This window comes from Lysobacter capsici, from assembly GCF_018732085.1.
GTDB lineage: Bacteria > Pseudomonadota > Gammaproteobacteria > Xanthomonadales > Xanthomonadaceae > Lysobacter > Lysobacter capsici_A.
Map to the genome: position 1 here is coordinate 1,709,070 of NZ_CP076103.1, position 26,708 is coordinate 1,735,777.

General features: G+C 66.9%; 18 protein-coding genes. 10 read left to right on the top strand and 8 right to left on the bottom strand.

Going from position 1 to position 26,708, the window contains the following annotated elements:
- Window positions 1-34 precede the first annotated feature (34 nt).
- From KME82_RS06945 to KME82_RS06955, 3 genes are all read right to left on the bottom strand, one after another.
- Window positions 35-805 (bottom strand): thioesterase II family protein, encoded by a 771-nt coding sequence (locus KME82_RS06945; RefSeq protein WP_215497872.1) that lies wholly within the window; start codon window positions 803-805, stop codon window positions 35-37.
- A 315-nt stretch (window positions 806-1,120) separates the two neighbouring features.
- Window positions 1,121-2,269: a carbohydrate-binding protein gene (locus KME82_RS06950; RefSeq protein ID WP_215497873.1), complete on the bottom strand. Its 1,149-nt coding sequence runs from the start codon at window positions 2,267-2,269 to the stop codon at window positions 1,121-1,123.
- A 539-nt stretch (window positions 2,270-2,808) separates the two neighbouring features.
- Window positions 2,809-3,750 carry an SDR family oxidoreductase gene (locus KME82_RS06955; protein ID WP_215497874.1) on the bottom strand — a complete coding sequence of 314 codons (942 nt, stop codon included), beginning with the start codon at window positions 3,748-3,750 and terminating at the stop codon, window positions 2,809-2,811.
- A 207-nt stretch (window positions 3,751-3,957) separates the two neighbouring features.
- Here KME82_RS06955 and KME82_RS06960 point away from each other — a divergent pair, with 207 nt between their 5' ends.
- The 6 genes from KME82_RS06960 to KME82_RS06985 all read left to right on the top strand — a co-directional run bounded on the left by KME82_RS06960 (window position 3,958) and on the right by KME82_RS06985 (window position 12,351).
- Window positions 3,958-5,988 carry a hypothetical protein gene (locus KME82_RS06960; protein ID WP_215497875.1) on the top strand — a complete coding sequence of 677 codons (2,031 nt, stop codon included), beginning with the start codon at window positions 3,958-3,960 and terminating at the stop codon, window positions 5,986-5,988.
- 395 nt (window positions 5,989-6,383) lie between these two features.
- Entirely contained in the window at window positions 6,384-7,436 is a 1,053-nt protein-coding gene (gene rfbB, locus KME82_RS06965; RefSeq protein ID WP_215497876.1) for a dTDP-glucose 4,6-dehydratase, read from the top strand.
- A 24-nt stretch (window positions 7,437-7,460) separates the two neighbouring features.
- Window positions 7,461-8,345 carry a glucose-1-phosphate thymidylyltransferase RfbA gene (rfbA, locus tag KME82_RS06970; RefSeq protein ID WP_215497877.1) on the top strand — a complete coding sequence of 295 codons (885 nt, stop codon included), beginning with the start codon at window positions 7,461-7,463 and terminating at the stop codon, window positions 8,343-8,345.
- A gap of 10 nt (window positions 8,346-8,355) precedes the next feature.
- Window positions 8,356-8,928: a dTDP-4-dehydrorhamnose 3,5-epimerase gene (rfbC, locus tag KME82_RS06975; protein WP_215497878.1), complete on the top strand. Its 573-nt coding sequence runs from the start codon at window positions 8,356-8,358 to the stop codon at window positions 8,926-8,928.
- The gene (gene rfbD, locus KME82_RS06980) at window positions 8,925-9,827 is read left to right on the top strand and encodes a dTDP-4-dehydrorhamnose reductase (RefSeq protein ID WP_215497879.1); all 903 of its coding nucleotides are present in this window, start codon (window positions 8,925-8,927) and stop codon (window positions 9,825-9,827) included. The genes rfbC and rfbD overlap by 4 nt, the downstream gene beginning before the upstream one ends.
- A 508-nt stretch (window positions 9,828-10,335) precedes the next feature.
- Window positions 10,336-12,351 carry an alpha/beta hydrolase family protein gene (locus KME82_RS06985; RefSeq protein ID WP_215497880.1) on the top strand — a complete coding sequence of 672 codons (2,016 nt, stop codon included), beginning with the start codon at window positions 10,336-10,338 and terminating at the stop codon, window positions 12,349-12,351.
- A gap of 292 nt (window positions 12,352-12,643) precedes the next feature.
- Here KME82_RS06985 and KME82_RS06990 read toward each other — a convergent pair whose 3' ends face one another.
- The gene (locus tag KME82_RS06990; protein WP_252255649.1) at window positions 12,644-14,434 is read right to left on the bottom strand and encodes a peptide MFS transporter; all 1,791 of its coding nucleotides are present in this window, start codon (window positions 14,432-14,434) and stop codon (window positions 12,644-12,646) included.
- A 415-nt stretch (window positions 14,435-14,849) separates the two neighbouring features.
- On the opposite strand from KME82_RS06990, the gene KME82_RS06995 reads away from it, so the two are divergent.
- The 4 genes from KME82_RS06995 (at window position 14,850) to KME82_RS07010 (ending at window position 21,327) form a co-directional block, all read left to right on the top strand.
- On the top strand, window positions 14,850-16,796 hold the full coding sequence (locus KME82_RS06995; protein WP_215497882.1) for an OPT family oligopeptide transporter: 1,947 nt from the start codon (window positions 14,850-14,852) through the stop codon (window positions 16,794-16,796).
- An 87-nt stretch (window positions 16,797-16,883) separates the two neighbouring features.
- Window positions 16,884-18,965 carry an alpha/beta hydrolase family protein gene (locus KME82_RS07000; protein WP_215497883.1) on the top strand — a complete coding sequence of 694 codons (2,082 nt, stop codon included), beginning with the start codon at window positions 16,884-16,886 and terminating at the stop codon, window positions 18,963-18,965.
- 298 nt (window positions 18,966-19,263) lie between these two features.
- The gene (locus KME82_RS07005; protein ID WP_215497884.1) at window positions 19,264-20,523 is read left to right on the top strand and encodes a DUF819 domain-containing protein; all 1,260 of its coding nucleotides are present in this window, start codon (window positions 19,264-19,266) and stop codon (window positions 20,521-20,523) included.
- 132 nt (window positions 20,524-20,655) lie between these two features.
- Window positions 20,656-21,327, top strand: a complete 672-nt coding sequence (locus KME82_RS07010; RefSeq protein ID WP_215497885.1) for a hypothetical protein — start codon at window positions 20,656-20,658, stop codon at window positions 21,325-21,327.
- A 125-nt stretch (window positions 21,328-21,452) separates the two neighbouring features.
- Here the strand turns inward: KME82_RS07010 and KME82_RS07015 are convergent, their stop codons facing one another.
- The 4 genes from KME82_RS07015 to KME82_RS07030 form a co-directional block, all read right to left on the bottom strand.
- Window positions 21,453-21,674: a YbdD/YjiX family protein gene (locus KME82_RS07015; RefSeq protein ID WP_056116819.1), complete on the bottom strand. Its 222-nt coding sequence runs from the start codon at window positions 21,672-21,674 to the stop codon at window positions 21,453-21,455.
- Between the two features lies 1 nt (window position 21,675).
- On the bottom strand, window positions 21,676-23,748 hold the full coding sequence (locus tag KME82_RS07020; RefSeq protein WP_215497886.1) for a carbon starvation CstA family protein: 2,073 nt from the start codon (window positions 23,746-23,748) through the stop codon (window positions 21,676-21,678).
- Between the two features lie 481 nt (window positions 23,749-24,229).
- On the bottom strand, window positions 24,230-25,222 hold the full coding sequence (gene corA, locus KME82_RS07025; RefSeq protein WP_215497887.1) for a magnesium/cobalt transporter CorA: 993 nt from the start codon (window positions 25,220-25,222) through the stop codon (window positions 24,230-24,232).
- A gap of 39 nt (window positions 25,223-25,261) precedes the next feature.
- The gene (locus KME82_RS07030; RefSeq protein WP_215497888.1) at window positions 25,262-26,575 is read right to left on the bottom strand and encodes a DUF4105 domain-containing protein; all 1,314 of its coding nucleotides are present in this window, start codon (window positions 26,573-26,575) and stop codon (window positions 25,262-25,264) included.
- Window positions 26,576-26,708: the final 133 nt, after the last annotated feature.

The window sequence follows — 26,708 nt, forward strand, 5'->3', positions numbered from 1 at the left end:
GTGCGATAACCCGGCCGCGGCGCGGCCGATGCGTTCAGCCCGGGACCGGCTCGGTCTGCGGCGGGCAGTGTACGCGCACGAAAGCGTCCAGCTTGCGGGCGAAGCCGGGATTGGTGTTGATGAAAAAATGGCCGCCGGTCATCGCCGCGCATTGCGCATCCGCGAACAGATCGCCCCAGGCGAACACGTCGTCGACCCGGGTTTCGTCCTGTTCCCCGGCCAGGATAAGCGCCGGGATCCGCGCCAGATCCGGATGCACCGGCGGCAGGCGGAAGTTCTCGCCGAGGGCGAAATCGGCGCGCAGCGCGGGGAAGAACAGTTGCATGACCTCCGGGTCGTTGAGCAGTTCGCGCGGCGTGCCGTTGAGGCTGCGCAGCTTGGCCAAAAAACGATTGTCGGGCAGCTCGCTGACCCGCTCACGCGGACGGTCCACGGTGGGCGAGCACTTGGCCGACAGCGCGATCGCGCGCGGCGGCGGCGCGCCCAATTGCAGCAGGCGGTTGGCGGCGGAAAAAGCCATCAGCGCGCCGTTGCTGTGGCCGTACAGCAGGTAAGGCCGGTCGAGCAGCGGCAGCAGGTCGGGCAGCAACTGCGTCAGCAGAGCGTCGACGTCGCGGATCAGCGGCTCGGCCATACGCATGCCGCGTCCGGGCGGTTGCACGCACAACAGCTCGACCTGCGGGCTGAGCCATTTGCGCCAGGACGCGTACGAACTCGCGCTGCCGCCGGAGAAAGGAAATGCGAACAGGCGCAGGCGCGCGTGTTCGGAATTGCCGGATCGGACCAGCCAGGGCGAAGGTTTCATGATGGCGCGCGCAGTGGGGTGGGCGATGCACACGCGCGCCGCGTCGCTGCACATTCGCGACGGACCCGGAGCACGATCGATCGGTGACGAATGTCGGCAACGCCGTGGCGTCATCGCGGCGATCGTCGAGATCCGTCACGCGCATCGACATCGACCGCGATTCTATGCGGTTCTTCATGACGAAGGCGCTCAGGCGGTCACGATCCCGGCGCCGCGGTCACCGTCGCCCGCGTGACGGACGTCCCTCGGCGATAACCGCGGTGGGCGCCGCTTCGTGGCGCCCACCGGGTCAACCGACCTCGCGACTCGCCGTGCTCACAAGCGAGTGACGCGAATCCAGTTGATGTTCCATCCGCCCTGCTGCGCGTAGACACCGAGGTTGTAGGTGCCCGCGTTGACGTTGACCGTATGCGAGACGGTCTGCCAGTTCTGCCAGCCGCCGGTCGCCGGCACCTGCACCTGGCCCAGCACCGTGCCGCCGGCGTTGAGATCGAGCGACAGCGCGCCGCCGTTGGGGCTCGCCACGCGATATTCGACCCGATAGCTGCCGCTGCTGGGGAAGTTGACGTTGCTGTACGACAGCCAGTCGCCGGTGTCGATCCAGCCGACGTTGGAGCCGCCTTCCGAGCACGCCTCGACCTGCACGCCACTCTGCGCGGCGAAACTTTCGGCCTCCAGCGTCTGCGACCACGGGCTGCTGCCGCCGGCGTTGTACACGCGCACGTAGTCCACGAGCATCTTCGCCGGCAGCTTGCTTTCGTCGACGTTGAAGCCCGGCCAGTTGCCGCCGATGGCGAAGTTCAGCAGCAAGAAGAAGTCGCGATGGAATTCCTCGGTGCCGTTGACGCTGTTCTGGATGCTGGCTTCTTGGAACTTGTTGCCGTCGACGTACCAGCGGATCGCGTTCGCGTCCCACTCCACCGAGTACACGTGCCAGTCGGCGACGCTGATCAGCGTGTTGCCGCCGTACTGGGCGTAGTTGCCGTTGTGGTCGCGCCAGTGGATGGTGCCGTAGGTGCGATCCTCGTTGTTGACATGCTCCATGATGTCGATCTCGCCCGAGTCGGGCCAGCCCACCTGCGGCAGGTTGGCGCCGAGCGCCCAGAACGCCGGCCACGCGCCCATGAACGAGGGCAGCTTCATCCGCGCTTCGATCTTGCCGTACCTGAAGTTGCGGATGCCCTGGGTCTTCATGCGCGCGGAGGTGTAGCGGAAACCGCCGAAATCCTCGCGCCGGGCGTTGATGACCAGGGCGTTGTTCTCGATGCCGGCGTTCTCGCGCCGGTAGTACTCCAGTTCGTTATTGCCCCAGCCGCCGCTGCCGTTGCCGGTTTCGAACACCCAGTCCGGTCCGATCGATCCGTTGAACTCGTCGCTCCATACCAGTTGCCAGTTCTGCGCCCAGGCGCCGCCGGCGAACACGGATGCGACGAGAAAAACCAGGCCCTTCATCAACAGTTTCATGATGTCTTCTCCTCGTAGGGGAAACATGAGCGCCGCATCACGGAGCGAGACGGCGCGAAGCCTTCGCGTCCGCGGGCGACGCCTGCGACAAAAAAATCCGATGTGCAGCGACGGCGCGACGATCGCGTCGTCCTCCGGCGACTGCGGCCCCTTCGATGCGGTCGCGGATGTGGTCGATCCTATGCGAGCGCTCGCGGCCGTAACGCGTGCTTCGCCACAGCTTGTGCGCTTTCGCGCGGATGCGTGACGCAGGCACGTTCGATGCGTGAGGACGAAGGGTGCGGGTCAAGAGCGCGTTGCTGCGCGAACCTTCAAGCGAGCGATCGCGATGTCATGACGACGGCGATGGGACAGCCGCGAGGACGTTCGAGCAGACATGCGCGATGTCCTGTGTCGTCTTCTCGCGATCGGTCCAAGCCATCGCCTTGGCCGATGTTCGCCGAGTCAGGCCGGCTGCCGCGATCCGCCGTCGATCCACGACGCGATGGCCCGGGAGCGGCGCAACCGCTCCCGGGCCGGCCCGGTTACCGGATGCAGGCTCAATCCGGATTCATCGCCGCGAAGGTTTCTTCGTAGCGGCCATCGCGCTCGGCCCATCGCCGCGCGCGGTCGCGTTCGACCAGCACCTCGCCGCGAGGATGCTCTGCGCGTTCGAGCAACTGCATCACTTCGGCCACATAGGCGTCGACCGGCGTGGCGCGCGGATCCTGGGCCTGCTGTGTACCGGTGAGCTGCGTGCGCACGTAGGGTGGCGCGAGTTCCAATACTTCGACCGGAACCTTGCGCAGTTGATGACGCAGCGACTGCAGCCACGAATGCACGAATGCCTTGCTGGCGCAGTAGCTCGGAAAGTCGGCGCGCGGCAGGAAGGCGAGGTTGGAGCTGGTCGCCATGATCGTCGCGTTCGCCTGCCGTTTCAGCGTCGGCAGCAGCGCCGCGGTGACCCGCAGCACGCCGAGGATATTGGTCTGTACGATCGCCTGCGCGTCGGCAATGTCCCAGTCGTCCGCGGCCATGTTTTCGCTGCGCGAAATACCGGCGTTGGCGATGAGCACGTTGAGTTCGGGGAAGCGTGTTCGAACCTCGCTCGCGAACGAGGACAGCGAGGCTGGATCGTCGAGGTCGACGCACAGGCCGACCATGCCGGGACGGGCCGCGGTCATATCGTCGAGCAGCGCGCGTCGCCTGCCGGCGACGATGACGCGGTTGCCGCGATCGTGGAAGGCTTCGGCGAGCGCGCGGCCGATGCCGCTGGTGCCGCCGGTGATGAGCAGGGTGTTGCCGGTCGTTTTCATGCGTGCCTCGTGGTCGGGCCAGGGTTGTCTGGCCAGATGGGGGAAAGGCCACGGCAAGCTGCGGAACGCGCCTGTGGCGTTGTTCCGGCAAGGCAGCATCACGACAAACCCTGCCCACGAAAGGTCTTGATCGGGCGAAGGCCCGCGGAGCAGGGAAGTGATGGCGTACCGTGGCACCTGTTGCATCGAGATCCCCTGCTGGGGCCCGCTCGACGAAGGGTGCGTTGGATGACGGTAACGCCTACGGCAGCGCGGTTGAGGCGACTGCGGGCGAAAGGCTAGGGTCGCCGGCCGCCGGCGTCAAGCGCGGGCCGGCCCGCGTCCGCGATATCTGCGCGGAGTTTTCGTTTTCCGGGCGATGCGCGCCGCCGCGGCCCTGCGAGCGCCTTGGTCATGGACAATGACGCAAACCGCGCCGAGCATCGCCACGTGATCCCCAACACCACCCCGTACTACCTGCCGGTGACCCGCGAGGTCGCGCAGGCCTTCGTCGACGACGGGCGCCTGCCCGAGTCGTCGATAGAGCGCGCGGCGCTGTCGGTGATGCTGGTCCTGTTGACGCAGGAATACTCCAACGCCGCGATCAGTCGCCTGATCTTCGAGACCCACGGCTTGATGACGGCGAGTTCGCCCGAGGTCGCCGCGGCGCATCTGGACGCGGGCCGGCGCGGCATTGCGCAACCGCAGCGTGCCGACATGCTGGGCCGGCTGGCCGACAAGGGCGTGAATTTCGCCGACCTCCAGGACATGCGGCACGAGGCCTGGCGCGACGACGACGGCCGCTACGCGCATGTGTTCCAGGAGCGCTATCGCCAGCCGATGGACCGTTTCGAGATCGGCTTCGATCGCGCCGACCAGATCGACGAGGCGGCCGCCGACGCGGATGTTCCCTACGACACGCCCAGCGCCGATACCCAGGCCGCGCCGCGCAGGACCCGCCTGGTCATGGAAGGCACCCGCGACCAGGCGGTGGCGGCCCAGGTGATCGCGGCGGCGCCGGACGAACTGGTCAACCTCGACGCTTACGCCGGCACCGGCAAGACCCATCTGTTGCTGGCGATGGCCGGCGGTCTGGCCGGCGGCATGACCTACCTGGCGCCCACCGTCGCGCATATCCACGGTTTCAAGATCCGCGCCGGCGGCGCCGCGACGGGCATCCAGACCGTGACCCAGACCGTGCTGGCCAACGCGACCGCCGCGGCCCACGCCCGCGCCGCGCGGCTGCGCTGGGCGCCGCGGGTGATCAAGACCACCCACAGCCTGACCGCGCAGACCAAGATCGCCGGTGTCCCTGCCCTCGATGGACGTCCGCCCGAGGCGGTGCTGGCGATCGTCCACAAGGCGCTGCGGGCGTGGTGCTACAGCGCGGCGCCGGCGCTGGGCCAGTTCCATTTCGCCCGTCATGTGCCGTATGCGGCGATCGAGGCCAAGCGCTGGATCGAGATCGGCCAGCGGGTGTGGGACTGCATGTTCGCCGGGCTCGGGACCAACGACGCCGGCGCGGCCTTCGATATCAACACTGTGCATCTGGTCAAGTGGTTGTCGGTGCGCGGCGCGGTGGTTCCCGACGGCTACGGCACCTTGCTCGTCGACGAAGCCCACGATCTGTCCGCGCCGTGGCGGGCCTTGCTGCAGGCCTATCGCCATGGCTGCGTGCTGATGGGCGATCCGTACCAACGCCTGTTCGGCCATGTGCCCAGGGCCACCCAGGCCAAGACGATCGTGATGAGCCAATCGGTGCGCATGGGCGTGCAGGCCGCGCCCTTGATCGACCAGACCCTCGCGGTGGCGCACGAGCGCCTGATCGAGTTTCCGCTGATCGGCGCGCCCGATCGCCTGACCCGCAACCGCGTCTACCGCAACCGCGACGAGCTGCCCGGCCGCGCGCTGCGCGTGTTCGGCGGCGGCTGGGCCTTGCTGGAAGAAGCGCTGCGGATCAAGGCCGCCGGCGGCCGCTTCCGCCTGGTGCCGGCCTCGGCCGACGAGGTCGCGCTACTGGCGCGGGCGGCGATTTCGCTGCACCTGGGCGGCGACAGCTACGGGCGCCGCAGCCTGGGCGATTTCCGTTCGTGGTCGGCGTTTTCGCAGCACCTGGCCGATACCGGGCTGGGGTCGATAGCGCGGATGATCGAACGCGGCTTCGGCAGCGAGGATATCGATGCGCTGATGGCCGCGCAGGCCGAGCCGGGCAGCGAGCAGCTCACCCTGAGCCTGGTCCAGCATTGCAAGAACATGGAGGCCGACGCCGTGGTCCTGAGCCCGTGCTGCTACCTCGTGAACCGCGAGGGCGAACCGCACAGTCCGGTCCGCGCCGCCTATCTGGCCATGACCCGCGCGCGCTTCGAGGTGTGGACGCCGGGCGATGGCCTGGACCGGCTCAGGGATGCGCAGCGCGATTTCGAGGTGGGCGGGGCCAGGCAGTGAGCGCGGGCGGCAGGCCGTCGCCGCGGGCCGGGTTCGGTCCGGCCTGATCGCCCGGATGGCCGGATCGGCAAAGCGCGCGGCGGTTTCCGGCGTGAGCGGAAGGGCGTGAATCCGTGACCGATCCGAGGATTCGATCTGTGCATCGCCGGACCGCATCGCGGTGGTGAAATGCCTTTTTTTTTGCTTGATTTCGGCATGCAAGCTGTAGCGCAACTTATCGATGCGACCGTGTCGACGCCGGCCGCGGGGCGATAGGCTTTACAATCCCGCGATTGTTCGGCCGGCCCCGCCAAAGTGAACAGGTTGCGGCGGCTCTGCGCCGTTGCGCCGCGCGGCACGGGGCGGGTCGGCTCAATCGAACATTCGCCAGTCGATCATTTGAAGGAGTGTCCTGAGTGCCTACTTGGCTTGTAACCGGCGGCGCCGGTTTCATTGGCGGTAACTTCGTCCTCGATGCGGTCCGGCGCGGAATCAAGGTCGTCAATCTCGATGTCCTGACCTACGCCGGCAACCTCGACACCCTGAGCGTTCTCGATGGCGATGCGCGTCACGTATTCGTCCAGGGCGACATCGGCGACGCGGACCTGCTCAAGCGCCTGCTGGCCGAGCACCGGCCCGACGCGGTGATCAATTTCGCCGCCGAGAGCCATGTCGACCGCTCCATCGACGGCCCGGCCGCGTTCGTGCAGACCAACGTGGTCGGCACCCTGAGCCTGCTCGAGCAGGTGCGCGACTACTGGAAGGCGCTCGATGCGCCGGCGCGCGACGGCTTCCGCTTCCTGCACGTGTCGACCGACGAGGTCTACGGCTCGCTCGGCGACAGCGGCAAGTTCAGCGAGACCACGCCGTACGCGCCCAATTCGCCGTATTCGGCGTCGAAGGCCGCGTCGGATCACCTGGTCCGCGCGTTCCACCACACCTACGGCCTGCCGGTGCTGACCACCAACTGCTCGAACAACTACGGGCCGTTCCAGTTTCCGGAAAAACTCATTCCGCTGATCATCGCCAAGGCCCTGGCCGGCGAGCCGCTGCCGGTCTACGGCGACGGCCTCAACGTACGCGACTGGCTGTTCGTCGGCGACCACTGCTCGGCGATCGCGCGCGTGCTCGAAGCCGGCCGCGTCGGCGAGACCTACAACGTCGGCGGCGACGCCGAGCGTCCCAACATCGTCGTGGTCCAGACCATCTGCGCCTTGCTCGATCAGCGCCGTCCGCTGGCCGACGGTCGCGCGCGCGAGTCGCTGATCACCTACGTCAAGGACCGCCCGGGCCACGATCGCCGCTATGCGATCGACGCGTCCAAGCTCAAGAACGAACTGGGCTGGACTCCGACCCTGACCTTCGAACAAGGCATCGCGCGCACCGTCGACTGGTATCTGGACAACCAGCCGTGGGTGCAGCGCGTGCTCGACGGCAGCTACCGGCTCGAACGCATCGGCCAGGCCTGAGCCCGGCACACTGAGGAGTTAGGCATGAACCGCAAGGGCATCATCCTCGCCGGCGGCTCCGGCACGCGGCTGTATCCGCTGACCCAGAGCATCAGCAAGCAGCTGCTGCCGGTGTACGACAAACCGATGATCTACTACCCGCTTAGCGTGCTGATGCTGGCGGGCATCCGCGAAGTGCTGATCATCAACACCCCGCACGAGCAGGCCTTGTTCAAGACCTTGCTCGGCGACGGGTCGCGCTGGGGGATGAAGATCGAATACGCGCAGCAGCCCAGCCCGGACGGGCTGGCGCAGGCGTATCTGATCGGCCGCGAGTTCCTCGCCGGCCAGCCCAGCTGCCTGGTGCTGGGCGACAACATCTTCCACGGCCCCGGCTTGACCGCGATGCTCAAGCGCGCCGATCAGCGCGAGCACGGCGCGACCGTGTTCGGCTACTGGGTGCGCGACCCGGAGCGCTACGGCGTGGCCGAGTTCGATGCCGACCGCAAGGTTGTCGGCCTGGAGGAAAAACCGCTCAAGCCGCGTTCGAACTACGCCGTCACCGGCCTGTATTTCTACGACGGCCGCGCCAGCGATTTCGCCGCGAAGCTGAAACCCTCGGCGCGCGGCGAACTGGAGATCACCGATCTCAACCGCCTGTACCTGGACGAAGGTTCGCTGCACCTGGAACAGCTCGGCCGCGGTTACGCCTGGCTCGACACCGGCACCCACCAGTCGCTGCTGGAAGCGTCCAACTTCATCGAAACCATCGAAGCGCGCCAGGGCCTGCGCATCTGCTGTCCGGAAGAGATCGCCTGGAACAACGGCTGGATCGACAACGCGCAGTTGAGCGAACTGGCCCGGCCGCTGGCCAAGAACGGCTACGGCCAGTACCTGCTCGGCCTGGCCGAACGCGGCTTCGTGCCTTGAGGAAACCGTTTTGAAGATCATCGAAACCGATCTGCCGGGCTGTGTGATCATCGAACCGCAGGTGTTCGGCGACGCGCGCGGTTTTTTCTACGAATCGTTCAATCACGACAAACTGGCGGCGGTGGGTCTGAAGCCCAACTTCGTCCAGGGCAACGTATCGTCCTCGGCGCGCGGCGTGTTGCGCGGCCTGCATTACCAATGGCCGAATCCGCAGGGCAAGTACGTGTCGGTGATCGAAGGCGAAGTGTGGGACGTGGCGGTCGACATCCGCCGCGGTTCGCCGCACTTCGGTCGCTGGACCGCGGTGGTGTTGAGCGGACAGAACAAGCGTCATTTCTGGATTCCCGAAGGCTTCGCCCACGGCTTCGCCGTGCTCAGCGAACGCGCGGTATTCAGTTACCTATGCACCCACACCTACGACGCCCAGGCCGATGCCGGCGTGCGCTGGGACGATCCGGATCTGGCGGTCGACTGGCCGATCAGCGAGCCTTCGCTGTCGGGCAAGGACACCACCGCGCCGCTGCTCAAGGACATCGCGCAAGACCGCCTGCCGGTGTACATGCCAGAACAGGGCCGGCCATGAAGCTGTTGCTGCTCGGCGGCGACGGCCAGGTCGGTTTCGAATTGCGCCGCGCGCTGGCGCCGCTGGGCGAGGTCGTCGTCACCACACGCGGCGGGACGCTGGCCGACGGCGGCGCCTGCGAAGCGCTCGACCTGGCCCGGGTCGACACGATCGAACCGCTGCTGCGGCGCGTACGTCCCGACCATGTGGTCAATGCGACCGCGTACACCGCGGTGGATCGCGCCGAAACCGAACGCGAGCTCGCCTTCATCGTCAACGCGCAGGCGCCGGGCCGGCTGGCCGAGCTGTGCGCGGCCGACGGCATCGGGCTGCTGCATTACTCGACCGACTACGTGTTCGACGGCGCCGGCACCCGGCCTTACCTCGACACCGATCCAACCGGGCCGCTCGGCGCTTACGGCCAGAGCAAGCTCGCCGGCGAACAGGCGATCGCCGCCAGCGGCGCGCGTCACCTTATCCTGCGCACCGCCTGGGTCTACGCCACCCGCGGCGGCAATTTCCTGCGCACCATGCTGCGCCTGGGCGCCGAGCGCGAGGAACTGCGCGTGGTCGCCGACCAGCACGGTTCGCCGACGCCGGCCTGGCTGCTGGCCGATGCGGCCGCGCAGGTGCTGGGCCAGGGCATCGCCGAATCGGGCGTGCGCCACCTGGTCGCCGCCGGCCAGACCAGCTGGCACGGCTTCGCCGAGGCGATCTTCGATGAAGCCCACGCGCGCGGCCTGATCGAACGCAAGCCGCGGGTGTTGCCGATCACCACCGCCGAGTACCCGACCCCGGCCCGTCGACCGGCGTATTCGGTGCTCGACACGCGGCATTTGCAAGACGAATACGGCCTGGCGATTCCGGCGTGGCGCGACGCCTTGCGCACGACCCTGGATCGCGACGGGCAGGGCGCCTGAACCCAGCCGCATCCGCGTCGCTCCCATGGGCCCCCTGTAGGAGCGGCGCAAGCCGCGACCGCGAATTCGCAACCGCGACGAGACTGTGCTTGCCGGCGTCGTTGTTCGACGCGCATGCCGAGAACGTTGCGATGTTGCCGTTGCCGACACCAACGCCGCTGCCGGTACCGACGAAGCGATCTAGCGACATCACGGTCGCGGCTTGCGCCGCTCCTGCATGAGCTACCTGCAGGAGCGGCGCAAGCCGCCACCGCGAACCCGCCATCGCGACGAAACCCTGTTCACCCGCAGGCGCCGCTCCAATCCCACCGCGCGCCGCGCCCCGACCGATTGTGCCGCCCCCATCCTCCTGCCTATGATCCCTGCGTCGCGGACGCGACGGCCGTCGCGGGTCCGGGGAGGACGCGGCGGTCGGGGTTCGCCGGACGCGCCATCGCGGTCGGCGGATGCACAGGGAATTCGCCGCCTCACGGTTGCGATCGGATCGACACGGTCACAGGGGACCACCATGAACCATCTGCGATGCGCGCTGCTGCTGGCGGGCGTGCTTACGGCCGCCGCCGCCACCTCCGCGCTTGCGGCCACCGAATCGGCCGCCGCCACCGTCGATGTCGACGCCTTCGTCAAGGCCGACACCTTCAGCGACATCAAGCTGTCGCCGACCGGCGAGTTCTACGCCGCCTCGGTGCCGATGGGCGATGAAACCGGGCTGGTGATCTTCACCCGCACCGACATGAAGATGGCCGGCTCGTTCCGGCTCGGCAAGAACAATCACGTCGCCGATTTCGACTGGGTCAGTCCGACCCGGTTGCTGATCAGCATGGCGCAGAAGCTCGGTTCGCGCGACGAGCCGATCCCGACCGGCGAGATCTACGCGATCAACGCCAACGGCACCGGCGTGGACGTGCTGGTCGGTTACCGCCTGCAGGTGAACAACACCGGCACCCGCATCCAGCCCAAGAAGGTCGAAGCGGTGGCCGCCTACCTGGTCGACGACCTGCCGGGCGACGACAAACGCGTGGTGATCTCGGTGCAGCAGTTCAGCGCCGATGCCTACACACGCGCCGAACACCTCGACGTGTTCACCGGCCGCCGCAACGCGATCACCATCGCGCCGGTGCGCAACGCCGACTACTACACCGACAACGCCGGCGTCGTCCGCTTCGCGCTCGGCTACGGCACCGACTCGGTGCGCAAGCTGTTCTATCGCGGCAACGACAAGGCCGATTGGGAACTGCTGCGCTCGGACGATGACGACGAGGGCATGGACATCCCGATCGGTTTTTCCGCCGACAACCTCACCGCGTATTTCCGCAGCGAACAGGCGCAAGGCCCCGACGCGATCGTCGCTTACGACACGGTGGCGAAGACCCGCAAGGAACTGCTGCGCGACAAGGTCGCCGACCCGGCGCGGATCATCTACCAGCTGCGCAGCCACGTGCCGGTCGGGGTGTTCTATTACGACGGCAAGCCGCGCACCGCGTTCTTCGACAAGACCTCGCCCGAGGCGCGCCAGTACCGCAGCCTGGAAGCGGCGTTCGCCGGCGACGCGGTGCGCATCACCTCGCAGACCGACGACGGCAAGCTGGCGCTGGTGCAGGTCTGGAACGACCGCAATCCCGGCGACGTGTACCTGTTCGACAATCAGAGCAAGCATGCCGCGCATGCGGTCAGCCGGCGCGCGTGGTTCGATCCGGCCAAGACCGCGCCGGTGCGCCCGATCACGCTCAAGGCGCGCGACGGCCTGAGCCTGTCGGGCCTGTTGACCACGCCCAACGGCAGCGCCGGCAAGTCGCTGCCGTTGGTGGTGATGCCGCACGGCGGTCCGTTCGGCATCCAGGACCTGTGGTATTTCGACGACGACCCGCAGTTGCTCGCGGCCGCCGGTTACGCCGTGCTGCAGCTCAACTTTCGCGGCTCGGGCGGTTACGGTCGCGCATTCCTGCACGCGGGCAAGCGCGAGTGGGGCGGCAAGATGCAGGACGATCTGACCGACGCGACGCGCTGGGCGATCGAGCAGGGCATCGCCGATCCGGCGCGCATCTGCCTGTACGGCGCCAGTTACGGCGGCTACGCCTCGCTGATGGGCGTGGCCAAGGAACCGACCCTGTATAAGTGCGCGGCCGGCTATGTCGGCGTGTACGACCTGCCGATGATGCACACCACCGGCGACGTGCAGAAGCGCGGCTCGGGCGAAAGCTATCTGCGCAACTGGCTCGGCCCGCCGGAGACGCTCGACAAGGTCTCGCCCGCGCGCCTGGCCGACCGGATCAAGGTGCCGGTGTTCCTCGCCGCGGGCGGCGAAGACCAGCGCGCGCCGCAGGCGCACAGCGAGAAGATGGAGAAAGCCCTGCGCCAGGCCGGCGTGCCGGTGGAGACGCTGTACTACAAGACCGAAGGCCATGGCTTCTACGAGGAAGCGCACAAGCGCGAGTTCTATTCGCGGCTGTTGGCGTTTTTGTCGCGGTCGTTGGGTGGGAAGACCGCGGCGCCGGCGAAGGTTGAGGCGGCGGGGAAGAAATGATTTCGGTTATAGGCCGTAAGCCGTGAGCGATAGGCGGTAAGTCGCGGAGCGGGCCGCGCGATCGGCGACCGCGCGGGTGAAGGTGGTTTCGTCGTGGTTGCGGATTCGCGGTCGCGGCTCGCGCCGCTCCTACAGCTAGCCCATGTAGGAGCGGCGCGAGCCGCGACCGCGACAATAAAAAAAACGGCGCCACTCGGCGCCGTTTTCGTTCTGCAAAATCCGAATCCCAAATCCCAAATCCCAAATCCCGAATCCCAAATCCCAAATCCCAAATCCCGAATCCCAGCCCCAATCACTTCAACCCGTGCATCCACCGCTTAAGCAACGGCGCCAACAACAAGAACACCACGCCCGACCCGATCCCCAACCACATCAGCATCGAGAACAATTCGCCGTACTTGACCGAAGCCGCGGCCATGTCGATCGTACCGCCCTCGGGAATCTCGACCGACGCGATCTTCGCCAGCTGCGCCGCCAGCACTTCCGAAAACGCGGTCGCCAGCCAGAACGCGCCCATCATCAGGCCGACCACGCGCGCGACCGACAGCTTGGTCACCGCCGACAGGCCGATCGGCGACAGGCACATCTCGCCGACTTCGAGAATGAAATACGCCGCGACCAGATACCACACGCTGGCCATCTCGCCGCCGCCGGACACCTTGGCCGCGGCCATCAGCGGCAGGAACGACAGGCCGGCGAAGATCAGGCCCAGCGACATCGTCAGCGGCTTGCTCGGGCTGCGGCCCTTGCGCGCCAGCCACGGCCACAGCCACGAGAACAGCGGCGCCAGCACCACGATGAAGAACGCGCCCAGGTACGTCAGCGACCCGGCGGTCTGCGGCACCAGCACCACGTCGTGCGCGGTCGCCAGGGCCAGGCCGAGCGTCAACACGCCGACCAGCGCCTTGGCCAGGCCGTCGCGGCCGCGATCGCTGGCGGTCAGCGCGGCGATCATCAGCGGCGGGCTCAGCGCCATCGAGAACAGCGACCACGGCAACGTCGGCGAATACTGCCCCAGCGCCATGCCGAACATGTCCTTGGTCATCAACCGGTCGTTGAACGTCACCCACGAGCCGTAGGTCTGCTCGTACAGGGTGAAGAAGATCAGCACCGCGAAGATCAGGATCACCAGCGCGAGCATGCGTTCGCGTTCGACCCGGTCGCAGCCGCGCGCGATGAAGCCGAAGAACCAGATCAGGAACACCAGCAAGGTCGCGAGCATGATCCCCAGCGCGGCGGTGAAACTCAGGTTGCCGATCGCGATGGTGACCTGCGAAGCGACCTGGATCGTGCCCCACAGCACCAGCACGCCGAGCGCGGTGCCCAGGTAGATCCAGACCTCGCGCGAGAGCTTGAAACCGGCCGGGCCGACTTTCTCGCGCAGCTTGGCCGGCTCGGCCGGTTCGGCGTGGCCCTGCAGATAGCGCTGGCCCCACAGGAACATCGCCAGGCCCGCGATCATGCCGATGCCGGCCGCGCCGAAGCCGTATTTCCAGCCGTAGGTTTCGCCGAGGAAGGCGCAGATCAGCGCCGAGAACAGCGCGCCGACGTTGATGCCGGCGTAGAACAGGGTGAAGCCCGAGTCGCGGCGCGGATCGTTGAGCGCGTACAGCTTGCCGACGATGGTCGAGATATTCGGCTTGAGGAAACCCACGCCGCCGATGATCAGCGCCAGCGACAGGTAGAACGCCTGCAGCGCGGTTTCGTCGCGCACCGCCACGCCGTTGACCATCTTCGCCGCGTGGCCTTCGTAGGCCATGCCCAGGTGGCCGAGCACCAGCAGCACGCCGCCGAGCACGACGGCCTTGCGCATGCCCAGGTAACGATCGGCCAGCAGGCCGCCGATCACCGGCACCGCGTAGACCAGGCCGCCGTAGGCGCCGATCAGGTCGTAGCCGGCGTCGTCGCTGAACAGGTGGTACTTCAGCAAGTACAGCAGCAGCAGCGCTTTCATTCCGTAGAACGAGAAGCGCTCCCACATCTCGGTGAAGAAGCACACGTACAGGCCCTTGGGATGGCCGAGGAAGTCGTTGCTGCCGGGCGCGTCGGGCGCCGGGGTCGACAGGGTGCTGGCTGCGGGCACGAGTGGATTCCCTTCGGTCCGGGAGCGGGCCGGGAGGCGGAGTATAGGGTTATGGGCCATGGCGGCCCTCATCCGCCCTTCGGGCACCTTCTCCCGCTAGCGGGAGAAGGGAGACCTCGAGCTTGCATCGCGTCTGTTCCTGCGCTCGGGCTGTTGCTCCCTCTCCCGCTAGCGGCGACCGAAGGAAGTGCAGAGCTGAGAGGGCTGGGGTGAGGGCCGCCCGCCACCGTTACCACTTTCCCCAGCCAAATCCGGAAAATCCCCGCATTTGCCCAATCCCGCTTTTGCCGCACTGCACTTTTACAGCGGCCCGCAGCGGATGCGATCATCGGCGGATTGCGTGGCGCCCGGCCCTTGGCGGCCGGGTCCGCCCATACACCGCCGCACTGCCCGATCACCCGCGATGGAGACGCCGATGGCCTCGTCCGCACAACCGCAATTGACCCTCCGAGCCGTCCTGCTATCCGTCTTCCTGGCGGTGATCCTGGCAGCAGCCAATGCCTACCTGGGCCTGTTCGCCGGCCTCACCATCGCCACCGCGATCCCCGCCGCCGTGATCTCGATGGGCGTGCTGCGCTTGCTCGGCGGCGGCACGATCCTGGAAAACAACATCGTCCAGACCGGCGCCTCGGCCGGTTCCTCGATCGCCGCCGGCGTGATCTTCACCATCCCGGCGCTGGTCATCCTGGGCTACTGGCAGGACTTTCGTTACTCGTGGGTGCTCGCCATCGCCGGCCTGGGCGGCCTGCTCGGCGTGCTGTTCTCGGTGCCGCTGCGCCGCTCGATGATCGTCGAAGACCCGCTGCCCTTCCCCGAAGGCAAGGCCGCGGCCGAAGTGCTCAAGGCCGGCGAAAACCCCGGCCCGGGCCTGAAGATCCTCGGCCTGGCCGGCGGCGTCGGCGCGCTGGTCAAGCTCGCCGCCGAAAGCGGCATGCGCCTGATCCCCGACAACGCCATCGCCTCGGGCTGGCTCGGCAAGTACCTGGGCTTCATGGGCACCAACCTGTCGCCGGCGCTGCTCGGCGTGGGCTACATCGTCGGCCTCAACGTCGGCATCGTGGTGCTGTCGGGCAGCGTGCTGTCGTGGCAGTTCGCGATTCCGATCTATCACGCCTTCTTCCTCAATTCCGATCCGGACCTGGCCGCGCGCATCGTCGACGGCAGCGCCGAGCAGATCGGCCGCGCGATCTGGTCGGCCAAGGTGCGTTACCTGGGCGTGGGCACGATGCTGATCGGCGGCGTGTGGACCTTGTTCTCGCTGCGCAAGTCGCTGCTGTCGGGCGTCAAGAGCGGCCTGGCCGCGGCGCGCAAGGGCACCAGCGGCGTGGTCGCCGAAACCGATCGCGACCTGCCGATGAAGTGGATGCTGATCGCGCTGGTCGCGTTCGTGATGCCGCTGCTGCTGCTGTACCAGGCCATCGTCGGCAACTGGTTCGTCAGCGTGCCGATGACCATCATCATGATCGTCGCCGGCTTCCTGTTCGTATCGGTGTCGGCGTACCTGGCCGGCCTGATCGGCTCGTCCAACAACCCGGTCTCGGGCATCACCATCTCGACCATCCTGTTCGCCTCGGCGGTGCTGGTGCTGATGCTCGGCCGCGACTCGCCGATCGGCGCCGTCGCCGCGATCATGATCGGCGCGGTGGTGTGCTGCGCGGCGGCGGTCGGCGGCGACAACCTGCAGGACCTCAAGGCCGGCTACATCGTCGGCGCGACCCCGTGGAAGCAGCAGCTCATGCTCGGCATCGGCACGTTCTCGTGCGCGCTGATCATGGCGCCGATCCTCAACCTGCTCGCCGCCGCCTACGGCATCGGCGCGCCGACCCCGGAGCATCCGAACTCGCTGGCCGCGCCGCAGGCCACGCTGATGGCGTCGGTCGCCAAGGGCATGTTCGGCGGCGAACTGCCGTGGACGATGATCGGCATCGGCGCCGGCATCGGCGTGGTCATCATCGCCTTCGACGAATGGCTCAAGTCGCGCAAGTTCAAGTTCCGCGTGCCGGTGCTGGCCGCGGCGATCGGCATCTACCTGCCGCTGGAACTGATGGTGCCGATCTTCCTCGGCGGCCTGCTGTCGCACATCGTCGGCCGCCGTCGCGGCCTGACCAAGCACAGCGACGAAGCCGAGGTCGATCGCGTGCATCGTCCGGGCACCTTGTTTGCGGCCGGCCTGATCACCGGCGAGGCGCTGATGGGCATCGCCATCGCGTTCCCGATCGTGATCTCCACCCGCGCCGACGTGCTGGCGCTGCCCGAGCAGTTCCACTTCGGCGCCGGCATCGGCCTGCTGGTGCTCGCCGCGGTGGTGTGGCTGTTCTACCGCAGCAGCCGCAACGCACCGGTGCCCGCGCCGAGCGCCTGATCCCTGCGACGGCCCGGCGCGATGCCGGGCCGTTCGTGTTTGTGTCGCGTGCTCGCGCACGCTCTCGATAACGCTAGAGGTTTCGCCATGACGCCACGCCACGCACTCCTGCCGATGGCCCTGCTGCTGGCCTGCGCATCCGCGCCGGCCCTGTCCCTCACGCCGCCGCTCGCGCGCGGCCTGGAAGTGCGCGACCTGGCCGCGATGGACCGGTTCTCCTCGCCGACCCTGTCGCCCGACGGCCGCCAACTGGTGTTCGCCAAGCGCGTGGTCGATTTCGGCGCCAACAAGTCCTCGACCTCGCTGTGGATCGAAGACCTGTTCGCGCGCGACGCGGCCCCGCCCAAGCGCCTGACCCCGGACGGATGGAACGTCAACTCGCCAGCGTTTTCCGCCGACGGCAAGACCGTGTACTTCCTCAGCAGCAAGGGCGGCAGCTCGCAGCTGTATTCGCTGCCGCTGAGCGGCGGCACGCCCAAGCAGGTCACCGCGTTCGACGGCGACGTCGGCGGTTTCCAGTTGTCGCCCGACGGCAAGCGCGTGGCGTTCAACGCCGAGGCCTATGTCGATTGCGCGGCCGACCTGGCCTGCAGCAAGAAGAAGCTCGACGCGGCCGAGAAGAGCAAGGTCAGCGGCAAGGTGTTCGACCGCATGTTCGTGCGCCACTGGGATACCTGGAACGACGGCCGCCTTAACCGCCTGTTCGTGACCGATCTGCCGGCGGCCGGCAAGACCGTCAACAGCGCCAAGCTGGTCAGCGGCGAAGTGATCGGCGACGTGCCTTCGCGTCCGTTCGGCGACAGCAGCGAATACACCTGGTCGCCCGACAGCCAGTCGCTGGTGTTCAGCGCGCGCGCGGCCGATGCGAAGGAACCGTGGTCGACCAATTTCGACCTGTACCTGGTCGGCGCCGACGGCGGCGCGGCCAAGAACCTGACCGCGTCGAACCCAGCCTGGGACACCGGCGCGGTGTTCGGCAAGGACGGCAAGACCTTGTACTACCGCGCGATGAAGCGCCCGGGTTTCGAAGCCGACCGCTTCGGCCTGTTCGAACTCGATCTGGCCAGCGGCAAGGCGCGCGAGATCGCGCCGAAGTGGGACCGCTCGGCCACCGGCATCGTGTTGTCCGACGACGGCAAGACCATCTACACCACCGCCGAGGACATGGGCCGGCAGCCGCTGTTCGGCGTCGACATCGCCAGCGGCAAGACGAGCGAACTGATCGCCGACGGCACCGTCGGTTCGCCGGTGTTGGCCGGCAAGACGTTTGCGTTCACCCGCAACAGCCTCAAGAGCGGCGACCAGATCTTCGTCGGCGGCCTCGACGGCGCGCCGCAGCGCGCGATCACCCCGAGCGCGAGCGAACTGTTGCCGGGCGTGAAGTTCGGCGAGGCCGAACAGTTCGATTTCAAGGGCTGGAACGGCGACACCGTGCACGGCTACGTGGTCAAGCCGTGGAATTACCAGGAAGGCCAGAAATATCCGGTCGCGTTCCTGATCCACGGCGGCCCGCAGGGCAGCTTCGGCGATGGCTGGAGCTATCGCTGGAACCCGCAGACCTACACCGGCCAGGGCTATGCGGTGGTCATGATCGACTTCCACGGCTCCACCGGTTACGGCCAGGCCTTCACCGACGCGATCAGCCAGCATTGGGGCGATCGTCCGCTGGAAGACCTGCAGAAGGGCTGGGCCGCGGCGCAGAAGAAGTATTCCTTCCTCAACGGCGACAAGGCCTGCGCGCTGGGCGCGTCGTACGGCGGCTTCATGGTCAACTGGATCGCCGGCAACTGGCAGCAGCCGTGGAAGTGCCTGGTCAGCCACGACGGCGTGTTCGACCAGCGCATGATGGGTTACGCGACCGAAGAGCTGTGGTTCACCGAGTGGGAGCAGGGCGGCACGCCGTTCGACAAGCCCGCGAACTACGAGAAGTTCAACCCGGTCAATCACGTCAAGGATTGGAAGGTGCCGATGTTGGTGATCCACGGCCAGCTCGATTACCGCATCCCGGTCGAGCAGGGCCTGGGCGTGTTCACCGCGTTGCAGCGTCAGGGCATCGAGTCCAAGTTCCTGTACTTCCCGGACGAGAACCACTGGGTGCTCAAGCCGCAGAACAGCGTGCTGTGGCACGACACGGTCAACGGTTGGTTGAAGCAGCATATCGGGCAGTAAGCGCCCGCATCGCGCCGTTTCTGCGAAGGCCGCCTGTGGGCGGCCTTCGTTGTATCAGGCATGTGCGTGGGTTCGATCCAGACTGTAGGAGCGGCGCAAGCCGCGACCGCGAAACCTCACATGCGTCGAATGCGCGATGTCGCGGTCGCGGCTCGCGCCGCTCCTACAGGGCGCGGTCGTGGCAACGATATGAGGCGGCGGTTTCGCCACCTGAACTCGCGCCCCCGCACCACCGGCCCTTGCCCGGTCCGGGCGATACGAAGTAAAAGCGGTGACACCAACGCACGAGACACCCGGCATGCCCGAAACCGCCCACACGGCGCTCATCAGCAACGACATCGTCGTCCTCGGCCTGATCGCCGCCACCCTGGGCCTGGTGTTCTGGACCTCGTCGAAGCAGACCGGCTTCTGGAAAAAGTTCTACACCTTCGTGCCGGCGCTGCTGCTGTGCTATTTCATCCCGGGCATCTACAACACCGTCGGCCTGGTCGACGGCGAAAACACCAAGCTCTACAACCCGGTCGCCAGCCGCGTGCTGCTGCCGGCGGCGCTGGTGCTGCTGACCCTGACCATCGACCTCAAGGGCGTGCTCAAGCTCGGCCCCAAGCTGCTGCTGATGTACGCGGTGTCCTCGCTCAGCGTGATGCTCGGCGCGATCGTCGCCTTCGTCGCGATGCGCGCGTTCCATCCCGAAACCGTCTCCGGCGACACCTGGGGCGGCATGGCGGCCCTGGCCGGCAGCTGGATCGGCGGCGGCGCCAACATGCTCGCGATGAAGGAGATCTTCCAGGTCGATGCAACCACCTTCGGCCAGTTCGCCGTGGTCGATGTCGGCGTGGGCTATGTGTGGATGGCGGTGTTGATCTTCCTGGCCAGCCGCGCGAAACAGATCGATGAACGCAGCGGCGCCGACACCCGTGGCATCGAAGAGCTCAAGCAGCGCATCGAAAGTTTCCAGGCCCAGCACCAGCGCATCGCCAGCCTGACCGACCTGGCGATGATCATCGGCATCGCCTTCGGCGTGGTCGGCCTGGCCCATGCGATCGCCACGCCGCTGTCGGGCTGGTTTGCCGCGAACGTGTCGTGGGCGCGCACGGTGAGCCTGCACGAGCCGTTCTTCTGGGTGGTCGCGGTGTCGACCTTCGCCGGCCTGGCGCTGAGCTTCACCCGCGCGCGCGAACTCGAAGGCGCGGGCGCCTCGAAGATCGGCAGCCTGCTGCTGTACTTCCTGATCGCCTGCATCGGTTTGCAGATGGACATCCTGGCCTTGCTCGACAAGCCGTGGCTGTTCGCGCTGGGGCTGATCTGGATCAGCGTGCATATCGCGATCCTGTGGGGCGTCGGCCGATTGCTGCGGGTGCCGTTCTTCTATTTCGCGATCGGCTCGCAGAGCAACATCGGCGGCCCGGCCTCGGCGCCGGTCGTCGCCTCGGCGTTCCATCCCTCGCTGGCGCCGGTCGGCGCCTTGCTGGGGACCCTGGGCTACGCGACCGGGACGGGCTTGGCGTATATCGTCGGCATCACCTTGCGTTCGCTCGCAGGCGCTGCGCCGGCTTGAAGCCCGACGGTAGGAGCGGCGCGAGCCGCGACCGCGACATCCCAGTTGCGTCGCAAGCGAGATGTCGCGGTCGCGGCTTGCGCCGCTCCTACGCTCGCTTGTCCGCAACATCATTCCTTCTGACCGACAGCCATGACCTACGAGTCGTTAGCCGCACGCACCGGCATCCCTTTGCCGCCGACCTTCGTCCGTCTGCTGGCCGACGGCAAAACCCGCTACGGCGACGACCTCGCCGACTGGAAGGCTAACTGGTGCGACTACACCGTGCGCGCGCAACCGCTGCTTTCGTGCGCCTACGATCTGGAATGGATCGGCCCGGAGCAGGCCGGCGAGATCGTCGAGCATTGGCTCAATCCGGGGTTTCAGAACGCGCGCGCGTTCTTGCCGTTTGCGATATCCGGCGCGGGCGATGCCTATTGCCTGATGAAGACGGCCGCGGGCGATGTCGGTGTGGGTCTGATCTGGCACGATCGCGACACCAGCGCGATAGAGTCGGCCAGTTTCGACAATTTCGTATTCGAGACCTTGGTGGAGAGCGCCGCCGATTTCGAGCACTTGCTGGACGATTTCTCGCCGGAGCACGCGCGAGACTGCGTCCGCGCCAACGTAAGCGTCGCCGCGGCGTATTTGCCCGCGAACTTGAACCTTGCACTGGAAGACATGATCTCGCCGCAGTCGCTGGACGAGGAAAACGACGGCGGCATGATTTCGTCGGCCGTGGCCGAGGCGGCCTTGAGCGTATCGCCGCCGTTCGAGCGCGAGCGCTTTGCGGTGGTGCCGCGCTGGCAGTGCAATGAGCGCTGATGCGCAGTGCGTTGACGGTTGATCGTCGCAGGTCATGATGGCAGCGGCCATCGCGTGCATCGATGATCGCGCGCAAAACAAAGGCCGCCCTTGGGCGGCCTTGCTTCATCCACGTGGCTACGTGTTCAACAACACCCGATCCGCCCCCCGCCATATCGCGCCTCTTGCCGCTGGCGAAAGAACGTCGCGTAATCCGGAATCGGCCGCTCGGGATGTTTCTCCATCAGGTGGCGGACGTAGTTGTCATAGTCCGGCACCCCGCAGCACAGCCGTGCGGTCTGCACCAGGCGGCGCCAGGTGCGCTTGTACAACTGGTATTGACTGGCCGGTACGAGTGCAGTGCCCATGTCAGTGGTCCGCCATCTGCGCGGGTGTCAACGCCACGTACGGCGATTCGCGATCGCTGCGCTCAGGATTGGCGCGCGCCTTGAGGATCGCGCCGATCGCGTACACCAGCACCGAGAACACCACGAACAGGAACAGCAGGGTCAGGCCGGTGTTGACGTAGCTGTTGACCATGATCTGCTGCATCTGATCGATGCTCTTGGCCGGCGCCACCACGGTGCCCTTGGCGATCGCGTCCTGGTACTTGTGCGCCTGCGCCAGGAAGCCGACCGCCGGGTTGCTGTCGAAGATCTTGATGAAACCCGCGGCGGTGGTGCAGATCAGCAGCCACGCCGTCGGCACCATGGTGACCCAGGCGTAGCGGTCGCGCTTCATCTTGAACAGCACCACCGTGCACAGCATCAACGCGATGCCGGCGAGCATCTGGTTGGCGATGCCGAACAACGGCCACAAGGTGTTGATGCCGCCGAGCGGATCGACCACGCCCTGATACAGGAAGTAGCCCCACAACGCGACGCAGCCGCCGGTGGCGAGCAGGTTCGGGCCCCAGGCTTCGGTGCGGCGCAGCGCCGGCACGAAGCTGCCGAGCAGGTCCTGCAGCATGAAGCGGCCGGCGCGGGTGCCGGCATCGACCGCGGTCAGGATGAACAAGGCTTCGAACAGGATCGCGAAGTGATACCAGAACGCCATCGTGTTCTCGCCCGGCAACACGTTGTGCAGGATCTGGGCGATGCCGACCGCGAGCGTGGGCGCGCCGCCGGCGCGGGCGAGGATGGTGTGTTCGCCGATGTCCTTGGCCGTGGTCTCGAGCATTTCCGGCGTGACGCTGAAGCCCCAGCCGCTGATTGTCTGCGCGACCGCATGCACGTCGGTGCCGACCAGGGCGGCGGGACTGTTCATCGCGAAGTACACGCCCGGCTCGATCACCGAGGCGGCCACCAGCGCCATGATCGCGACGAAGGATTCCATCAGCATGCCGCCGTAGCCGATGTAGCGCATGTGGCCTTCGTTGGCGAGCAGCTTGGGCGTGGTGCCCGAGGAAATCAGCGCATGGAAACCCGACACCGCGCCGCAGGCGATGGTGATGAACAAGAACGGGAACAGCCCGCCTTTCCACACCGGGCCGGTGCCGTCGGTGAACTGGGTCAGCGCCGGCATGCGCAGGTCGGGCATCACGATCACGATGCCGATCGCCAGGGCGATGATGGTGCCGATCTTCAGGAACGTGGACAGGTAGTCGCGCGGCGCCAGCACCAGCCACACCGGCAGCACCGCGGCGACGAAGCCGTAGCCGATCAGCATCCAGGTGATCTGGGTGCCGGTGAAGGTGAAGCGCGGGCCCCACACCGGATCGGCCGCGATCACCCCGCCGTACCAGATCGCCGCGAGCAGCAGGATCAAACCGACCACCGAGATTTCGCCGATCTTGCCCGGGCGGATGTAGCGCATGTACACGCCCATCATCACCGCGATTGGCAGGGTCGCCATCACCGTGAACATGCCCCACGGACTTTCCGCGAGCGCCTTGACCACGATCATCGCCAGCACCGCGAGGATGATGATCATGATCAGGAACGCGCCGAACAGGGCGATGGTGCCGGGGATGCGGCCCATCTCCTCGCGCACCAGGTCGCCGAGCGAACGGCCGTTGCGGCGGCTGGAGACGAACAGGACCATGAAGTCCTGCACCGCGCCGGCCAGCACCACGCCGACGATCAGCCACAACAGCCCGGGCAGGTAGCCCATCTGCGCGGCGAGCACCGGCCCGACCAGCGGCCCGGCGCCGGCGATCGCGGCGAAGTGGTGGCCGAACAGCACGTGCTTGTTGGTCGGGACGTAGTCCAGGCCGTCGTTGTTGAGGACCGCGGGGGTGGCCCGGGTCGGGTCGATCTGCATCACCTTGTTGGCGATGAACAGGGAGTAGTAGCGATACGCGACCAGATAGATCGACACCGCCGCGACCACGATCCACAGCGCGTTGATGTGTTCGCCGCGCCGCAGCGCGATCGTGCCGAGGCAGAACGCCCCGAGAACTGCCAGGGCCGCCCAGCCCACCTTGCCGATGCCACCTTTCATGACGACCCTCCCGGTTTTTCAACTACCGAAGCGTCGCCCCTGCGTCCGGGCGGGTCAATGCGCAGTGCGGCAAAGCGGCACTAATTGGGCTGATACTTTGGTCTTAGGTGGCCGGTTCGGGCGCGTCCATGTACTCGCACGGATCAGGCCGGTCGCTTTTACTGTTCGCGTTTTCGCTGTTCCGCCTGTGCTGTTCCCCCCTTTGGAAAAGGGGGGCAGGGGGGATTCGCTTTTTAGCTGGATAACTGCGTCGCCTGATCGAAAAGCGAATCCCCCGGCGCATTGGATCCCTTTTGGCGGTCATGACGACGCAGGCGCCAGCCCCCTTTTGCAAAGGGGGCAAATTGTCGAGGAGCGATCTACTCAACGATGCGCATCAACCTGACGCATAAAAAAGCGACCGAAGCCTCAAGCTTCAAGCCGATTCCCGATTCCCGATTCCCAAATTCCGAATCTCGAATCCCAAATCCCAAATCCCAACTCAAAGCCACTTAGCCCGCTTGAACCCGACATACAGCACCACGCAAGTCAGCGCGATCACCCCGACCAGAATCCCGTAGCTCCACTGGCCTTCCAGCTCGGGCATGTACTTGAAGTTCATGCCGTACCAACTGGTGATCAAGGTCGGCGCGGCCAGCAGCGCGGCCCAGGCGCCCAGGCGCTTGACCGTCTCGCCCTGGCGAACGGTGACCAGCGACAGGTTCACGCTGACCGCGGCGGTCAGCATCTCGCGCAAGGTGTCGGTGGTTTCGTTGATGCGCACGGCGTGATCGAGCACGTCGCGGAAATACAGCTGGATCTCTTCGTCGATCAGCCCGCCGCGCGAACGCGCGAGCTGGCCGAGGATGTCCTGCAGCGGCGCCACCGCCATCCGCAGCCGGGTCAGTTCGCGCTTGAGGTCGTACAGTTCCTGCACGGTCTCCTTGCTGAAATCCTCGGCGAAGATGTCCTTTTCCAGCTCGTTGAGCTCTTGGGTGAAGCCCTCGACGATCGGCATGAAATTGTCGACCACGCTGTCGAACACCGCGTACAGCGCCGCGCCCGGTCCGTGTTCGAGCAAGTCCGGCTCGCGCTCCATGCGCGCGCGCGCGGCCTTGTAGCTGATCGAGGCGCCGTGGCGCACGGTGACCAGATAGCGCGGGCCGACGAACATATGCGTCTCGCCGAAGCGGATGCGGTTGTCGATCTTCTGCGCGGTGTGGATGGCGACGAACAGCGAGTTGCCGTAGGACTCGATCTTCGGCCGCTGATGCGCGTTGTGCGCGTCCTCGACCGCGAGGTCGTGCAGGCAGAACTCCTCCTGCAGTTTTTCCAGGATGCCTTCGTCGGGTTCGTACAGGCCGACCCAGACGAAGCTGCCGTCGTCGACCGCGAGCACGTCGCTGATCGCGTCCAGGGTGATGTCGCGGCGGGTACCGTCGCGGCCGTAGGCCGCGCAGTTGATGACGCATTGGGGCAGGGCGGGATCTTTCATCCCCGAATCGTGCCCGCGCGCGGCGGCAGCGGCAAGCCGTCAGGCCAGTCGCAATCGGGCGGCGTTGCGGAAGCCCAGCCACAGGCCCGTGTGGATCGGCAGCCACAGGGCGATCCAGTGAGCGTTGCGCTGCGGGTACACCGGCAGCCAATACATGAACAACGCCGCCACGCTGCTCAGCGCGACCAGCGCGGTCAGCCACACGAACACCGGCCCGGTCTCGCGCCCGCGCAGCGCGCGGAACCCGCCGAACCACAGCAGCAGGCACAGCGGGTTGAACAGCAGCAGGTTGCGGTTGGCCCAGATGTAGTTGTGGTTGGTGTCGACCCAGGCATAGACCAAGACCGCGCCGATCAGCCCGAGCACGCCCCACAGCGGCAGCGCGACGACGGCGAGCACGCGCGGGCTGCGGTCGCCGATCCAGGCCAATGCCGCGCCCAGCACCAGGCCGGTCAGCGCCCACGGCCACCACGGCAGCGGGGTGGCCTCGGGGTCGGGCGAAATCTGGTGCGGCAGCAACTGGCGTTCCTCGGCCACCAGCGGCCGGCCTTCGTTGTTCTTGACCTCGCGCAGGGCCGCGGCGAGGCGGCCGGGCACGTAGGACTCGGCCCACACCGGCACCGGCTTGTCGGCTTCCGGGCCCATCATCACGTCCAGCACCAGCCACATCCACGGCTCGGGCTTGGACAGGCGCAGCGCCTCGCTACGCAGGGTGTTGCCGTGCGAGCGGCCTTCGATCTGGCGCCGCAGCCCGCCGCCGAGCGCGGTGTCGATCGCGTCGCGCACGCGGGTGGCGCAGTTGTCGTCGAAGTACTGGTAGCGGTAGTGGGAATTCTCCGGCAGCGCGTTGACCCGCAGCGCCTCGGCGATCTCGCGCGCCTGCGCCGGGGTGAGGTCGAGCCACTGTACCGACACGCCGCGGCCTTCCAGCCCGTACTGGCCGATGTCGGCCTCGAACGGCAGCGCGAGCAGGCGGTAGCGCATGTCGTTGCGGATGAAGCGCGGGACGAAGTCGGGCTCGCTCGGGTCGAAGTAGCCGAAGTTATAGGAGATCGCCTTGTCGGTGTTCGGGTCGAGCACCACGAGCGCGTCGTGGCCGAAGCGCGACCAGAACTCCTGGCCCGGTTGCATGGTGACCATGCCCACGCGCGGCGGCTGCGGGCCGGTCGGGGCCGGTGCGGCGGGGGCGGGTGCGGCGGGTTTCGAGTCGGCGGGCTTTGGGTCGGCCGGTTTTGACTCGGCGGGTCTTGGCGCATCCGGCGGCGCATCAGCGGGAGCGGCGAAGACCGCGGCGGACAGCGACAGCAAACTGGCCAGGGCGAACAGCCGGACGAAACGGGGCAGGAAGGTCACGAGGGGCTGGGTCCGGCTGGGCGGGTGGCGGCCATTGTAAACAGCCGGCCGAGGTATGCCGTGGCTGGAGTGGGGATTTGGAGTGCCGTCGCGTGTGACGATCTTCTGCACCGCAGGCAGGTGCGCTATCCGG